Genomic DNA, 15,890 nt, shown 5'->3' on the forward strand with positions numbered 1-15,890 from the left:
CGGGTCGCCTTCAGCAGGCCGACTGGCCCGACGCGTTCGGGCGTCTCGCTGTCCGCCTCCCCGAGCGCCGTCAGCGCCGTCTCGATTCCGTCGCTGGCGACCTCGTCCGCCGCCGTCTCGTCGGCGGTCGCCGCCAGGTCGTCCGCGGTGTCAGCGACGTCCACGGCGACCTTCCGAACGTTCTCAACGGCGGCCGCGACCTCCTCGGTGGCGGCGGCGCCGTCGTCGGTGGCGTCCGTGATCTCGCCCATCGCGTCGTCCACTTCCGAGACGGTTGAGGTCAGTTCGGCGATGGTGTCGCCGGCCTCCGTGACCGTGTCGACGGTCGCGTCGATGCGGTCGGTCGTGACGTCCATCTCGGCGGTGACGTCGTCGACGTCCGCACGGGCGTCCGAGATAGTCGCCGCGATCTCGTCGATCGCGTCCTGGGTCTCCGTCGCCAGCGACTTCACCTCGTCCGCGACGACCGCGAAGCCGTCGCCGGCGGCGTCCGCACGCGCCGCCTCGATGTTCGCGTTCAGCGCGAGCATGTTCGTCTGCTCTGCGATGTCGTCGATGATGTCCGTCGTCTCGCCGACTTCGTCCATCCTGTCGTCGAGTTCGCCGACGAGGCGACCGAGTTCCGTGATGGTCGCGGCAATCTCCTCGATCGCCTCGACCGCTTCCTCGGCGTGCTCGGCGCCCGTCTCCCCGACGGCGGCGGCGTCGTTCGACCGGTCGGCGACCTCGGTTGTGGTCGCCGCGACCTCTTCGATGGTCGCCGAGAGGTTGTTCGCCTCCGTGACCACCTGGTCGAGCTGCTCGGCCTGGGACTCGATGTCGTCGGCGAGTTCCCGGATGTCCCCGGCGAGGGCCGCGTGCTGCTGTTCCACGTCGGCGGCGTCGTCGGCGACTGCGTTGCTGGCGTCCTCGACGGCCGCCGCGAAGTCCAGTATCTCCTCGACGGTCCCGGAGAGCCCGACGGCCATCTCCTCGTAGGCGGCCGCGATGTGCTCGATGGCCTGGATGTCGGTGTCCGCGTCGAACTCGTGGGTGAAGTCGCCGTCCGCGGCCGCCGCCATCGCCGCGCCCACGTCGTCGGCGTGCGCGAGTAGTTCCTCGCTGCGGCGCTCCGCCCGGGCCTGTGCCGTTTCCGCCTCGGCGCGTGCCTCCTCGGCCTGTTCCCGCGCTTGCTGTGCCTCCTGCTGGGCTTGCTCGGACTCCGTGAACGCCTCGTCGAGGGACGTCCGCATCGTGTCGAACGACCCCGCGAGCCGCCCGAACTCGTCGCGGCGCTGGGTCTCCGGGGAGACGTCGAAGTTCCCCGCCTCGATGGCCTCCGCGGCGTCCGTCAGCTTCCGCAGCTCCACGCTCGCGTTCCCGGCGAGCACGATGCCAAGCAGTCCGACGTGGAGCGCGAGGACGAACACCGTCCCGGCCAGCGCCGTGTAGCCCGTCCCCTCGCCCTGCGCCGCGCTCTCCGCGAACAGAGCGGCGAACCCGACTGTCGCCGCGAGGGCCACGAACAGCGCCGCTCCGATGCGACGGCTGTACTTTCGTTGAACCCACCCGACCGGTGAACGACCTGCCATGTGCCGGCCTTCCCAGGTACCACATATATATTTTGGTCGCCCTCTATCAAACGCAGTAATCGGGTCGGCCGCGCCGATGAACCGACGGCCAGCGGCCGCCCCTCTGCCGCGCGCTCGGGCTGCCGTGGGCGAAAGAGTCTTTGCCGGCACTCCCTTGCTAAAAGCTACCATGGAGTTGCGCGTGACGGGAGCCGGGCCCGCTGCACCGTTTCTCGGGGCCCGGGACGTCTTCGAGACCGAACACGACCTCGACAACCGCGTCGAGGTCCACATCCGCGAGAACCCCGACGAGCGCACGTGGGCGGGCCACTACGACGACCACCACGTCCTCAACATCTCCCGGCAGGCCGCCACGAGCGCGATGGCCCGGGAGCTCGCCCTCCACGAGTTCGCGCACATGCACCGCCACGAGCACGCGCACCCGAGCCACGTCCTCTCGATGGACGAAGTCCTGTTCCTCGCGCTCACGGGCCGCCAGGTCGAGCGCCGCGTGCTCACGCACTGCCACCAGATCGCCAACCACGTCAAGGACATCTACGCCGACGACATCACGCTCTCGGTCGGTCCGACGGACAAACTCGTTGCGTTCCTCGAATCCGAACTCGCGGCCGCCGTCGCCGACCAGCCGGTCGCCGGGCCGACGGTCGGCCAGCGACTCACGGCGGGCGCCGACCCCCCGATGACCGCGGTGAACGCGCGTTCGCGCTCGCGCTCCTGGAGCGCCACGACGCAGTCCCACCGGACCACCGCATCTACGACCTCGCGCACGCGGCCGCAGAGGACGCCCCCGAGATCGACGTCGAGTCGTTCCGCGAGCGGTTCGCCGCGCTCGCCGACGATCCCGACGAGAGCGACTGCCGCCGCGGCCTCGTCGAGGCCATCCGCACGTACGTCGACACACAGGACACGACCACAGGCCCGGCGGCGGACTGACCCGCCAACTCGACCACCGATTGACCCACCGGCCCGGGAGCAGATGTACGCGACCGCCGTCCTGTCCGAGCGCTACGCCGGCGTGATGCGAACGAGCCGGTCGTCGCCGTCTCGAGGGAACTGGGCGCCCTGCGCGCGCCCGTCGCGGTTCGACGTCACCGCGTACAGCGATCCGTCCGGCCCCTGTTCGACGTGCCGGACGCGGCCGAGTTCGTCCTCCAGGACAGCGTGGTGGACGGCGCTGTAGTCGCTGTTCATCCAGTCCGCGTCGTAGCGCGTCCCGCCGTCGTCCGCAGACGCGGCCTCGCCGTCGGTCGGGTAGACTGTCACGATGTTGATGCGCTGTGAGACGAGCCCGCCGACGAGCAGCCGGTTCGACCAGGAGGGGACCTCGTCGCCGGTGTAGAAGACGCAGCCCGGCGGAGCCCACGTCTCGTTCGTCGTGTTCACCACGGGGCGCTCGAAGTCCGTTCCGGCGTACGTGTCACCGGTGCGTCCGCGCTCGCCCTCCACGTCCCAGCCGTAGTTCCCGCCCGGCTCCAGTACGTTCACCTCGTCGTGCTGGTTCGGCCCGTGTTCGGTGACGACGGGCGTTCCGTCCGGAAGGAAGCTGATTCCCTGCGGGTTCCGATGCCCGTAGGTGTACACCCGCGGGTCGCCGCCGGCGATGTCGGGGTTGTCCTCGGGCGCGCTCCCGTCCGGCTTGAGCCGGAGCACCTTCCCCGCGAGCGAGGAGGGGTCCTGTGGCAGTCGCTGGTCGGTCCCGAGGTCGGGATTGATCGACGCGGCGTCACCCGTGGTCACCCACAGGTAGTTCTCCGGGCCGAACGCGAGCCGCGCGCCGTTGTGGATGATCTCGTTGCCGGGAATGTCGTCGATCACGACCGTCTCGGTCTCGCCGGGGTCGTCCGCGGAGACGTCGAAGTACGAGACCCGATTGACGAAGTCGTCGCCGCCGGACACCGCGGGCTCGTCCTCGCGGGTGTAGATGGCGTACACGAGCGGGACGTCCGGGTAGTTCGGATGGACGGCGAGCCCCATCAGGCCGCCCTCGCTCCCGGCGTCCCACCAGCCCCCCTCCTCGCCGGGAGCGATCGAATCGGCGTGGTCGATCACGTCGGGGGCCGCGACGGTCTCCAGGTTGGCGGAGTCGTACCGCGATATTCGCCCCACGCGCTCGGAGATGAAGAGGTCGCCGTTCGGCGCGAACGCGAGGTCCCAGGGGATCTCCAGCCCCTCGATGACAGTCTCCGTCGTCACGTCGAGGGTCGGCGCGTCCACGGGAGGGGACCAGTCCGGGGCGTACTCGCTCCACGACTCCACGTCGTGGCGCACGGAGAGGTCGTACTCGTCCTGGTCGACGGTTGTCACGGTCGTCTGCGTCCCAGCGGTGGTTGTCGAGGTCGGGTCGTCACTCTGGTCCGGGGAGGAACAGCCGGCGAGGCCGGCGAGGCCACCGAGGCCTGCAGCGAGGAACGAACGGCGGTTACATCGCATACTCGAAGGTTTGCTGCAGCCACCGTTAACTGTTTTCAGGTATCCGACCACGAGCACGCCCGCCCTGCGCGCCGCCGACGGGACGTCTCGCGACGACCGGCGGACGGAACGATTCGGCCAGGGCCGTCGCTCGAGAGCTGAATCGAGCGCCGTTCTCGAACCGGGAACGGCCGGAGAACCGCTCGGAGAAAGACGAGACTCGCGTTAGCGTGCCGCGGCCGCGACGCGTTCCTTCTCTTCTTTCTGGCCGACCGCGTACGTCTGCACGTCGTAGTCAGCCGCGCCGATGAGCTGGTTGGCGAGCGCCTCCGCGGCGTCCGTCGGCGTCTTGAACGACGACGAGTGTGCGCCGTCCGCGAGGAACTTCAGCGCCTGGTCGACGCGGCGCTGGGGCGCGACGTCGACGGCCTTCGGGACGGAGATGCCGCCGTACTTCAGGCGAACGGTCTCCTCCCGGGGCGCCGCGTTCTCGACTGCGCGCACGAGCACCTGCACCGGATTCTCGTCGGTGCGCTCGTGGACGAGGTCGAAGGCGTCCTGCACGATGCTGAGCGCCTGCTGTTTCTTGCCCGCGTTCGCGCCCGTCTTCATCAGGCGGTTCGCGAGCCGCTCCACGACGCTGAGCTCGCTCTTCTTGAACTGCTTCTGAGCGTGGCGGCCCATCGTGTGCGCGACCGGCGTCACCGCGAGGTAGCGGCGCGTGCTCGGGTCGCTGTACTGGATGTCCGACACGTCCCACTTGCCGAAGAGCTTCGCGTCGACGGTCTCCTCGTCGCTGCCAGCGGGCGCCTCGGGCTCGGGGGCTTCGTCCTCGCTCATGATTATCGCACCGGCTTCTCAGCGTTCCCGCGAACCAGTTCGATCATGCTCACGCCGTTGACCTTCTCGACCTTGTAGTTCACACCGGAGAGGTCGCCCATCGCACGACCCTTCGCACCGCCGATCCCGGCGATGGTGACTTCGTCGTGCTCGTCGATGAACGAAATCGCACCGTCACCCGGACAGAACGCGGTGACCTGCTTCCCGTTCTTGATGAGCTGGACTCGGACGCACTTCCGAATCGCAGAGTTCGGCTGTTTCGCTTCGATACCTACCTTCTCGAGGACGATGCCCCGGCCCTGGGGCGCACCCTCGAGGGGGTCGGACTCTTTGCCGAGCCCCCGTTCTCGCCGCGCGTACTCCGAGTCGGACCACCGTCGCTTCTGGCGGTCCTTCTTGAGTTTCCGAGCGGCGTACTTGCCGTTCGACATACACCCGATTACCCAGCGGAACTACTTAAACTCGGTCTTTCACATCCACTTTTTGCTGCGGTCGCGCGCCTGCGGCGCGCTCCCTGGCAAAAACGTGGTGAAAAAAGCCAGCGTCACCCCCTACGGGGGTTCCTCTGCCCGCGCGAACGGCTTCGCCGTTCGCGCGGTGAACCGGCGACCGTCCGGGTCCTGACGGACCGCTCGGTCGCCGGACGCTAGCCAGCAGATCGACGCACCGGCTGTCAAGCATTCGCGGCGCGAGCGGCTTGAAAAGCCCGAGCGCCGCGATTCACTGCGCGACCGCAGGGAGCGCAGGCCGACGAGTGACTACCGCGAGCGAAGCGAACGTGACGTCGTCAGAGCTGGCTCTGACGGAAGGAACGAGGAGTGCTTTTTCCGCACGTTTTTGCCGAGGGGGTCGCCTCCGGCGACCCCCGCAGCGCAAAAAGTGCCTCAGGTGAGCTGGATGTCGTCGATGTCGAAGTGCCGTTCGGCGAGGGTCTTGGCGGCCTGGATGTTCTTGCCGCCGGTACCGATGGCGACGCCTTTGTCGTCGTGGGCGACTTCGGCGTACGCGACGGTGGTGTCGTTCTCGCTGATGGTGACGTTGTAGACGGCTGCCGGGGAGAGGGCGTTGGCGACGAAGCCCTCCGGTGTGGGGGCGTCTTCGACGAGCACGACGTCGCGGCCGAGCGTGTCTTCGAGTTCCTCGACCTGGCTGCCGCCGGGACCGATTGCGGTGCCCATGTCGCCGGCGGAGACGACGAAGATGACGCGGTCTTCGTCGTCGTCGACGACGCAGTCGACGGCGGTGGCGTCGGTGACGTCCTCGAACGCGGCGATGTAGCGGCGTGCTTCGTCGGAGAGCCGGACTGTCATCAGTCGGATTTGGTGGTGCCCATGCGGAGGTTGACGTCGCCGGTGCCGAGTCGGACTGGCTTCCCGACGATGACGTTCTCGATGACGCCGTCGAGGTCGTCGCGTTCGCCGTAGATGGCGGCGTCGAGCAGGTGGCTGACGGTGACCTCGAAGGCGGCGCGCGCGAGCACCGAGTCCTTGCTGCCGGAGATGCCGTGCCGGCCGATGGACTGGATGGTGCCGTCGTTGGTCATGATGTCCGCGACCAGCATGAGGTGGCGGATGTTCACGTCGCCGAGGCCCTGTTCCTCGAGGGTGGCCATCGTCTCGTCGATGATGGCTTCGCGGGCGGCCTCGATGCCGAGGGTCTTGTGGACTTCGTGGATGTTGTTACACGTCGTCCGGGAGGCGTCGACGCCCTCGATGTTGAGCGCCTTCTTGTACGCCGACCCCTCGGTGTAGAGGACGAACTCCTCGCCCTTGTCTGTCTCCTCGCGGCGGATGACGACGCGGGAGACGTCCTCGATGCCCTTGAACACGATGTCGCGGAGCTGTTCGACGAGCTGGAGGAGTTCGCGGTACGACGGTTCGCTCGGCCCGAACTCCAGGACGGTGCCCTGCTGGGTGACCTGGACGCCGAGACTGCCTTCGATGGTTTCGGCGATCTCGCCGGCGATCTCGGTGGTGTCGTCCATGAGCGGCCACCGCTCCTGGAGGGTGTCCTCGTTGAGGTCGATGCGGACGACCATGTCCGCGACGTTCGTGGAGATGTCCCCGAGCGCGAGGATCTTCGTCGCTTCGATCTTCCAGACGACCTCGTGGGCTTTCTCGCGTTCCTCGCCGTACTCGTCCTCGAGGAACACGTGCATCACGGGCGTGTCGGGCGTCTTCCGGGCGTCCACGAGCTCGATGAGTCGCGGCAGGCCCTGCGTGACGTCCATCTCTGCGACGCCCGCGTAGTGGAACGTGTTCATCGTCATCTGCGTCCCGGGTTCGCCGATGGACTGGGCGGAGACGGTGCCGACGGGGTCGAGGGGGTCGACGCGCGTCTCGATGTACCGCGACTCGACGGCGTCCGCGATTTCCCTGACTTCGGCGGCCGTGACGCCGTCGCGGTCCTCGACGGTGTCGAGGACGCGCTCCTTGAGGCGGCGCGGTAGTTCCGTTTCCTCGACGGTCTGGCGGATGCTCGGTGTGATGTCAGTCATCGGATTCCACCTCCCAGGACGCGCCGTGCTCGGAGAGGTTCGTCGGCGGTTCCTGGACGCTGAGGAACGCCTCTTTCTCGTCCTCGGTCTCGAATTCGGCCTCGATGACGCGGTCGGCGATTCCCTCGACGTCGATGTCGTTGTCCTCCGAGGAGGAGACTTCGACGGGCGAGGTGCCGTCCTCGCCGAACTCGAACTGCACGATGGTGTCCGAGGTGTCCCGGACGGTGCCGTCGTACTGGGTCTCGAGTTCGGAGAGCGCGTTGATGAGGCGCCGCTGCAGGTAGCCGGATTTGGACGTCCGGACTGCCGTGTCGACGAGGCCCTCGCGGCCACCCATCGCGTGGAAGAAGAACTCCTTGGGCGTCAGCCCGCTCGTGTAGGAGTTCTCCACGAAGCCGTGCGCTTCGCTGGAGAGGTCGTTGGGCTCGAAGTGGCTGAGCGTGCGGTCCTCGTAGCCGCGGTTGATGCGTTCGCCGCGAACTGCCTGCTGGCCGACGCAGCCCGCCATCTGCGTGAGGTTCAGCATCGACCCACGCGCGCCGGAGTCGGCCATGACGACTGCGGGGTTGTCCTCGTCGAAGTTCTCCGCGGCGACGTCGCCGGCGGAGTCGCGGGCTTTCCCGAGCGTCTGCATGATCTTCATCTCGAGCGTCTCGTCGACGGTCCGGCCGGGCAGGGACTCGAGGTCGCCGTTCTCGTAGGTCTCGATGAGTTCCTGCACGCGGTCGTACGCGGACTGGATTGCTTCGTCGATGCGTTCGCGGGCTTCCGTGGACACCGTCTCGTCGTCGATGCCGATGGAGAACCCGAAGTGCATGATCGAGCGCATCGCCAGCGCCGCGACTTCGTTGATGAAGATGCGGGCGCGGGTCTTGCCGTGGACTTTCGCGATGGTGTCGACGATCTCGCCGCCGAACCCACCGATCTCGTCCTCCGCGATGGTGCCCTCGAGGAGCTGACCGTCCTCGATGACGACGGGTTCGCCGACCGTCCCCGTGAACTCGAGGGTGAGGTCGTCGGGCAGCAGCTCAGAGAACAGCTGGCGGCCTTCCCAGTACGGCTCGCCGTCCGTCATGCCCGCGGGCTCGGGGAGCTCGTTGATGCGGGTCTGGCGGAGCAGGTCGGAGGCCTGCGTCTCGTTGAACGTCGGGTTGGCGTTTGTGAGCAGGTACGTCCCTGAGATGTGGTCCTGGATGGCGCCGATGATGTTCTCGCCGAACCGCGGCGACAGGATCTGCTCCTGGACGCGCATCAGGACGCGGGCTTCCGCGCGCGCCTCCTCGTTCTGGAGGGCGTGCATGTTCATCTCGTCGCCGTCGAAGTCGGCGTTGTACGGCGGACAGACGACGGTGTTCAGGCGGAACGTCTTGTACGGCATCACCACGACCTCGTGGGCCATGATGGACATCCGGTGCAGCGACGGCTGGCGATTGAAGATGATGATGTCGCCGTCGATGAGGTGGCGCTGGACCTCCCAGCCGGGCTCGACGCGCTCGGCGAGCTCCTCGCACACCTTCTCGGTGACGCGGACGCGGCGACCGTCGGGGCGCGTGACGTAGTTCGCGCCCGGATGGCCCTCGGGGCCGTTCTGGACGTAGCGTCGCGCGCGCTCGACGTTCTGCTCGTTGACGACCATCGTCTGGGTCATCTCGGTGGCGACCCGGTCGGGAACGCCGACCTCGTTCAGCGAGAGCGTCGGGTCCGGACTGATGACGGTCCGCGCGGAGAAGTTCACGCGCTTCCCGGACAGCGAGCCGCGGAACCGGCCCTCCTTCCCCTTCAGCCGCTGGCTGAGCGTCTTCAGCGGGCGACCGGAGCGGTGGCGGGCGGGCGGCGTCCCGCTGATCTCGTTGTCCATGAACGTCGTGACGTGGTACTGCAGCAGTTCCCAGAGGTCCTCGATGATGAGCTGTGGCGCGCCCGCTTCGCGGTTCTCCATGAACCGCTGGTTGATGCGGATGATGTCCACGAGCTTGTGCGTGAGGTCGTCCTCGGAGCGCTGGCCGTTGTCCAGCGTAATCGAAGGTCGCGCGGTCACCGGCGGGACGGGAAGCACGGTGAGAATCATCCACTCGGGGCGCGACCTGTCGGGGTCGATGCCGAGCACGGAGAGGTCCTCGCCGGGGACGTCCTCGAACCAGTCGCGGATGTCCGAGGGCATCAGCTTGTTCATGTCCTCGGTGGTGAGGTCCGCGCCGAGCGCGGCCTCGATGGCTTCCCGGTCGTCGCGGCGCGGCCGGAACTCGCCGGAGAGGATCTCGTTGACGCGACTGATGTCGATGTCCGTCTCCTCGGCGACCTCCTGGGGGCTCATGCCGCTGCCCTCCTCGTCGGGGTCGGGCTGCATCGACGCGGCGATGCGCTCGCTGTAGTCGGAGGCCAGCACCTGTTGGACCTCGTAGTACGTCGTCGGCTTCTCGTGTTTGACGTCGTACTGGACTTCCCCGCAGTGCGGGCAATGGTCCTTCTTGCGGGCCTCCCGGATAGCGGCCTTCGTGACGTCGGAGACGTCCTCGCGGAGGCTGCGCGTGCGGTCGAGGTCCTCGCGGTACTGCTCTTTCTCCTCCTCGGTGAGCAGGAGGCGCGCGCACTCCCGGCACGTACCGCGCAGGAGCCGCCGGATGAGCTTCGCGAACCCGACGTGGATGACGGGCGCCGCGAGCTCGATGTGGCCGAAGTGGCCGTTACAGCTCCCGGAGCGCTGGCCGCACGTCTTGCACTCCAGCCCGGGGTCGATGACGCCCAGGCGCGGGTCCATCAGGCCCATGTCGATGGGGAAGCCGTCGTCGTCGTAGGTGTCCGCGGTGATGACTTTCGTCGCGGACATGTCTCGATACTCCTCCGGGTTCATCAGCCCGAAGCTGATCTCCCCGATTTCCATTGGTGAGTGTCCCGTGCTCATACTGCGTCCTCCAGTTCGAGTCGCGGCGCGATGCCGAGCGCTTTCATCTCGTCGAGCAGGAGCTTGAATGCGTAGCTCATCTCGAGTTCGTGCACGTCCGTCTCCTCCTCACAGTTCGGACAGTAGACGCGGCGTTGCTCGTAGTTCTCCACCGCGGTCATGCCGCAGTTCCCGCAGACGTGGATCTCCTCGCGGTCCGAGGAGTCCAGGAGGCGTTCCTTGAGCACCATCGCGGCGCCGTGCCCGATGACGGTGTCGCGCTCCATCTCCCCGACGCGGAGGCCGCCTTCGCGGGCGCGCCCCTCCGTCGGCTGCCGCGTGAGGACCTGGACCGGCCCCTTCGAGCGGGCGTGGAGCTTGTTCGACACCATGTGGTAGAGCTTGTGGTAGAAGATCGTGCCGACGAAGATCTCGGCCTCGATCTTCTCCCCGGAGACGCCGGAGTACAGGACCTCCTTCCCGGAGGACTTGAACCCGCGTTCCTCGAGGGTGCCGCGGATCTCCTCCTCGTCGTCGCCGGTGAACGCGGTGCCGTCCACGGGGGAGCCGTCCATGGAGCCGGCTTTCCCGCCGAGCATCTCCAGCACGTGGCCGACCGTCATGCGGGACGGCAGCGCGTGCGGGTTCAGGACGAGGTCGGGGACGACGCCGTCCTGCGTGAACGGCATGTCCTCGTGGGGCGCGAGGTGGCCGACGACGCCCTTCTGGCCGTGCCGGCTCGCGAACTTGTCGCCGAGTTCCGGGATGCGCTCGTCGCGCACGCTGACTTTCGCGAGCTTCGAGCCGTCCTCGCCCTCCATCAGCGTCACGGTGTCGACGACGCCGTCCTCGCCCGAGCGCATCGTCACGGACGTCTCGCGGCGCTTCTGCGGGCTGAGGCCGCCCATGTCCTCGGGTTCTTCGAGGAACCGCGGCGGACTCGTCTTCCCGAGCAGGACCGACGAGTCGTCGACCTGGGTCTCGGGGTTGACGAGGCCGTCCTCGTCGAGGTGCGTGTACGCGTCCTCGCCGCGTGCGCCGCGCACGTCGTCGCCGGGAATTTCGAAGCGGTCCTCCTGGCCGCCGGGGTAGCGCCGCTCCTCGCCCTCGTACGTCCGGAAGAAGTGCGAGCGCGAGAGCGCGCGGTCGACGCTCCCCTGGTTCATGACGAGCGCGTCCTCGATGTTGAACCCCTCGTAGCTCATCACGGCGACGACGAAGTTCTGGCCCGCTGGCCGGTCGTCGTAGCCGATCTGTTCGGTGGTCTGGGTGTTCACCATCGCCTTCTGCGGGTAGTGCAGGAGGTGCTGGCGGGTGTCCGGCCGGATGCGGTAGTTCGCCGCCGGCAGGCCGAGACTCTGCTTCATCATCCCCGCGCCCATCGTAATGCGGGGGCTGGCGTTGTGCTCGGGGTACGGAATCATCCCGGCGCCGATGCCGAAGATGAGCTGTGGGTCGATCTCGAGGTGCGTGTGGTTGTCGGTGAGCTCCGACTCGTCGACGCCGACGAGGATGTCCTCCTCTTCCTCGGCGTCGATGAACTCGACTTTCCCGGCGCGCACCAGGTCCTCGAAGTCGATGTCGCCGTCCTCGATGGCGGCCATCTCGTCGTCGGTGACGAGCGGCTCGCCGTCCTCGACGACGAGCAGCGGGCGACGCGCGCGGCCGGCGTCGGCGTTCACGATGACTTCGTTCGTGCGGTCCTTCACGGAGACGTTGACCATCTCGGATACCTCTCCGCGACGTCGCGCCTCCCGAATCTGTGCTGCCAGCTCGTTCGGGTCGTCGTGCGTCCCGACGAGGCTGCCGTTGACGTAGACTTTGGCTTCTCGTTCCGTGCTCATGTTAGTCGTCCGCGGATGTCGCTTCCGTGTTGATTCCCGGAATGCCCTCGACGCCCATCGACGACAGCTCGCGTTTGAGGTCGCGTTCGTCGTCGACGTTCTGTGAGAGCTCCATCGCTTGCGCGAAGTTCTTCACCAGCCCACAGTTCGGGCCCTCCGGCGTCTCGGAGGGACAGATGCGTCCCCACTGCGTGGCGTGCAGGTCCCGCGCCTCGAAGTGCGGCTGCGAGCGACTGAGCGGGCTGCGCAGCCGCCGCAGGTGTGAGAGGACGCCCATGAAGTCCGTGCGGTCGACGAGCTGACTGACCCCGGAGCGACCGCCCACCCAGTTCCCGGTCGCAATCGGGTGCTCCAGTCGCTCCGTGAGCACGTCCGAACGCACCACCGTGTTCACGGTGAGTTCGCGGTTCCGCATGTTCGCGCGCTCCAGCTGGTACTTCACGTCGCGCGCGAGCTTGTTCAGCGCCGTCCGGAACAGGTCCTTCATCAGGTCACCGGACACCTTGAGGCGCTTGTTCGCGTAGTGGTCCTTGTCGTCGGACTCGCGGCGGCCGAGCGCGAGTTCGAAACACGCCTCCGCCATCCGGCAGAGGTAGTAGGACTTGTTGATGCGCGTCTCCTCGTCCTCGATGCCTTCCTCGTGGAGGTGCGGGAGGAGGTAGCGGTCGATGACGTAGTTCGCGCGCTTCAACTGGTAGTTCTTCCCCTGGCCGGACGCGACGCGCTGGCCGAGCTCCTCGATGGCTTCCTCCTGGGTCTGGACCTCGGCCTCCTCCAGGTTCTCCAGCATGAACTTCACGATCTCGGGGTCCTCGCTGACGCGGTGGACGATCTCCTCGTCGGACTCGAGACCGAGCGCCCGCACCAGCGTCACGAAGTTGATACTCCCCGACACGGACGGGAACGACACCTCGAGGATGCCCTCCCGGTTCCGCTCGACGAGCACCAGCGCGCGGTAGCCGCGGCGCTGGCTGAACGTCTTCGCGACCTGGATCTCGTCGCCGTACTTCGAGTCGTACTCGGCGAGAATCTTGTTCGGCGCGAGGTCCTCGCTGGTCATCAGCACGCGCTCGCTGCCGTTCACGATGAAGTACCCCCCGGGGTCGGCGGGGTCCTCACCGATCTCGATGAGTTCGTCCTCGCTGAACCCCGCGATGTTGCACTTGTCCGACCCGACCATGATCGGCATCCGGCCGACCTTCGTCTCCGTCGTGTCGAGGACGCGCTCCTCTTCCTCCTCGCCGCCCCGCACGATGCTCATCTCCATGAACACGGGCGCGGCGTACGTGATGTTCCGCAACCGGGCTTCCTGGGGGTACAGCAGTTCCTCGCTGCCGTCCGCCTCACGCACCCGCGGCGTCACGATGCGTACGTCGCCCAGTTCAACCCACACCGGCTCCTCGTCTTCCTTGTCGCCGATGTCGGTCTCGATGCGTTCCTTCTCGGTGACGACCTCCTGCATCCCCCGGTCGAGGAACGAATTGAACGACCGGAAGTGGTGTTCCGCGAGGCGTTCCTTCGAGAAATACGACCGCGAAAGTTCGCGTTTGTCTTCGATTTGCATTTATTCGATCACCAGTCGGTACACGATTGCCGTCTCCGTGGTTCGCGAATCCCGTACGATTTTGACGACGTCACCGACCTCGGCGTCGTCCGGCAGCGCTGGGTCTTTCCGTTTGATCTTGGGCAGGTCCGTCCGTTCGATGTCGTAGTCCGCGAGCACGTCCTCGACAGTGTCGTCGTCGAGGACAGTGTGCTCTGGGACGAGTTCGTGTTGGCTTACGTCTACCATGGATGTACCTGGGTGGGGGGAGAACTACCTCTCACGAGATACTACAGGCCAATTATCGCGGAACGCATTTAACGCTTGTTATATTCGTTTTCAGCCCGTCTCCCGCCCGCACAGGGCCACGACACCACCACCCACACGTCCCGCGTTTGGAAAGCCTTAAGCATACGACCCGGCTACGAATGAGTGCAGCAAGCCCGGATGGTGTAGTGGCCCATCATACAACCCTGTCACGGTTGTGACGCGGGTTCAAATCCCGCTCCGGGCGCTTTCTCTCCGACGCAATCCGCCGAGGGACGGCTCTGTCCCGAGGCGATTGCTCGCTTTCGTGAACGCGGCGCGGGATTTGAAGCACAGAACGAGCGACCAGCGGGAGCGACGTTCGGGCGGTTCAAATCCCGCTCCGGGCGTACTTCTGTGGAACTCAACTTCGAGCGACCAGCTTGCTGTGTCGCAGGTATCGAGTTCCACGAACACGCAGAGATTTGGACCCCGTCAGCCTTGCGAACGAAGTGAGCAAGACGCCGTCAGAGATCAGCTCTGACGGAAGTCGCGCACAGCGAACGGAGTGAGCGAGCACGTCTGACTCCGGTTCAAATTCCGGCACACGTCGACTGCCGGCGTCACGTTCGCAGCGCTCACGTGACTCCCGCTCCGGGCGTACTTTCTGTTCGACGTTGCGGTCGACGAGCCACTCTTTTTGCAGATACTCTGCCCGTACACTCCGACGTCTCGCTGAAAGCCCCGGCGCGCTCGCGGTCGCTCACCCGCTGCGCTCCGTCGCCTTCGGCCTGCGGTGCTTGCTGTGCGAGGCGACCAGGGAAACGCGACCGCGCCGCCCCTCTCGAATTCCACTCCCTCCCCGGAAGGATAGCTGGCGGATTCGAGTCAGTTGGTCGGGTAGTTGGCTCTCGGGCGTATCCGTCGCTCTGTACGCGTACACGGACCGGTGTGGAGAACACCAGTGAGCGTTCAGTTCCGCTGCGCGAACCGCCGCGTGACGTCGTACTCGTTGCCGGTAGCGATGTACGCGACGTCCTCGACGACGCCGCCGAGCTCCGGGACGATGCGCAGCAGCGCGAGCGTCAGCGCGACGAGCGCGACCACGGAGCCGGTCTGGGCGAGCACGCGATCCGCGAACAGGTACGAGACCATGTTGGCGTCCGTCGTCGCGAACATCGTGAACACGACGTCCTGGAGTGTCTGCCCGCGGAACCACTGCTCGCCGTGTGCGACGGCGATGAACACCACGCGGATCACGTTCAGGCCGTAGATGACGGGGAGCGCGACCGCCAGCGCCTGCAGGCGGCGCGTCCACGAGGCCTTGACGGCGAGCGCGAGCCCGCCGACGATGCTCATGCTCCCGACGCCCGTGCACGCCATCAGGACCGTCGTCGTGAACCGGTGACCGGACTCGCCCGTCACCGCGTTTTCGCCCGTGAACACGAACTTTGCCGTGTAGCCGTGCTCGCCTTCTACGATCGGGGGATTGTACCCGAACTGCGCCATCAGCCAATCAGCGTGCTGGGTGGTCGTCTCGATGGCGAACTGCTCGAGCGCCGGAATCGTCTGGAACGGCAGAAAGAGCAGGCCCATGATCGCGATTGCGCGCGTCAACGTCTCCAGACTCCGCTTGTTCGTCGCGACCAGGTACGCGGTGTACAGGCACGCCGGCACAGCGAACACCGCCAGGACGCCCTCGATGACGCTCAAATGCTCGAAGAAGTAGTAGGGCGCGAGCAAGCCCCAGAACGCCGCGAACAGCGTCCAGGCCGCGACCGCCGCATACCGACTGTACGCCCGGTGGCCGCCCTGGAGGATCGCGCTCGCTCCGAACGACGCGATGACGACCCACGCCAGCGCGTCAGTCAACGCCGAAACCATTACTCGACGCGACGTGCGTGGCGAGTATAGGCGTGTTGGTGTGAGGGGCGCTCACTGGGGTCGATGTATCAGTAACGTCCTGCATGCAAGACTGCCCCGTCGTCCTTGCCCTCGCTCAGAATAACTGCGCTGTCGCTGTCCGGTGTAGCGCGCGAAAGAAAATGCGGTGAAT

Annotated in this window: 11 protein-coding genes, 1 tRNA gene and 1 pseudogene; 2 read left to right on the plus strand and 11 right to left on the minus strand. The window is 66.7% G+C overall.

Annotation, left to right across the window (positions count from 1 at the left end; genetic code table 11):
* The coding region (locus GRX66_RS04140) for a methyl-accepting chemotaxis protein (protein ID WP_159525401.1) at positions 1-1,571 on the minus strand (1,571 nt) is incomplete at its 3' end.
* Positions 1,572-1,740: 169 nt separating this feature from the next.
* Here GRX66_RS04140 and GRX66_RS04145 point away from each other — a divergent pair.
* A pseudogene (locus tag GRX66_RS04145) lies at positions 1,741-2,504 on the plus strand (DUF5781 family protein).
* 72 nt (positions 2,505-2,576) lie between these two features.
* Here the strand turns inward: GRX66_RS04145 and GRX66_RS04150 are convergent.
* The 9 genes from GRX66_RS04150 to GRX66_RS04190 all read right to left on the minus strand — a co-directional run bounded on the left by GRX66_RS04150 (position 2,577) and on the right by GRX66_RS04190 (position 13,837).
* Complete coding sequence (locus GRX66_RS04150; protein WP_159525402.1) at positions 2,577-4,001, minus strand: PQQ-dependent sugar dehydrogenase; 1,425 nt, start codon at positions 3,999-4,001, stop codon at positions 2,577-2,579.
* Positions 4,002-4,205: 204 nt separating this feature from the next.
* A complete protein-coding gene (locus tag GRX66_RS04155; RefSeq protein WP_159525403.1) occupies positions 4,206-4,820 on the minus strand; it encodes a 30S ribosomal protein S7 in 615 nt (204 codons plus the stop codon).
* Between the two features lie 2 nt (positions 4,821-4,822).
* The gene (locus GRX66_RS04160; RefSeq protein WP_159525404.1) at positions 4,823-5,251 is read right to left on the minus strand and encodes a 30S ribosomal protein S12; all 429 of its coding nucleotides are present in this window, start codon (positions 5,249-5,251) and stop codon (positions 4,823-4,825) included.
* 453 nt (positions 5,252-5,704) lie between these two features.
* Positions 5,705-6,130 (minus strand): NusA-like transcription termination signal-binding factor, encoded by a 426-nt coding sequence (locus GRX66_RS04165; protein ID WP_159525405.1) that lies wholly within the window; start codon positions 6,128-6,130, stop codon positions 5,705-5,707.
* Positions 6,130-7,317 carry a DNA-directed RNA polymerase subunit A'' gene (gene rpoA2 / locus GRX66_RS04170; RefSeq protein WP_159525406.1) on the minus strand — a complete coding sequence of 396 codons (1,188 nt, stop codon included), beginning with the start codon at positions 7,315-7,317 and terminating at the stop codon, positions 6,130-6,132. The genes GRX66_RS04165 and rpoA2 overlap by 1 nt, the downstream gene beginning before the upstream one ends.
* Entirely contained in the window at positions 7,310-10,222 is a 2,913-nt protein-coding gene (locus tag GRX66_RS04175; protein ID WP_159525407.1) for a DNA-directed RNA polymerase subunit A', read from the minus strand. Before GRX66_RS04175 ends, rpoA2 begins: the two co-directional genes overlap by 8 nt.
* The gene (rpoB, locus tag GRX66_RS04180) at positions 10,219-12,045 is read right to left on the minus strand and encodes a DNA-directed RNA polymerase subunit B (protein ID WP_159525408.1); all 1,827 of its coding nucleotides are present in this window, start codon (positions 12,043-12,045) and stop codon (positions 10,219-10,221) included. The genes GRX66_RS04175 and rpoB overlap by 4 nt, the downstream gene beginning before the upstream one ends.
* 1 nt (position 12,046) lies before the next feature.
* Positions 12,047-13,609 carry a DNA-directed RNA polymerase subunit B'' gene (locus tag GRX66_RS04185; RefSeq protein WP_159525409.1) on the minus strand — a complete coding sequence of 521 codons (1,563 nt, stop codon included), beginning with the start codon at positions 13,607-13,609 and terminating at the stop codon, positions 12,047-12,049.
* Complete coding sequence (locus GRX66_RS04190; RefSeq protein WP_159525410.1) at positions 13,610-13,837, minus strand: DNA-directed RNA polymerase subunit H; 228 nt, start codon at positions 13,835-13,837, stop codon at positions 13,610-13,612. It abuts the gene before it with no gap.
* A gap of 192 nt (positions 13,838-14,029) precedes the next feature.
* Here GRX66_RS04190 and GRX66_RS04195 point away from each other — a divergent pair.
* Positions 14,030-14,102, plus strand: a tRNA-Asp gene (locus GRX66_RS04195).
* Between the two features lie 704 nt (positions 14,103-14,806).
* Here GRX66_RS04195 and artA read toward each other — a convergent pair.
* Positions 14,807-15,718, minus strand: coding sequence for an archaeosortase A (gene artA / locus GRX66_RS04200; protein WP_159525411.1), 912 nt, complete (start codon positions 15,716-15,718; stop codon positions 14,807-14,809).
* Positions 15,719-15,890: the final 172 nt, after the last annotated feature.

It is taken from the genome of Halobacterium bonnevillei (genome assembly GCF_009831555.1).
In the GTDB taxonomy this organism is placed as follows: Archaea; Halobacteriota; Halobacteria; order Halobacteriales; family Halobacteriaceae; genus Halobacterium; species Halobacterium bonnevillei.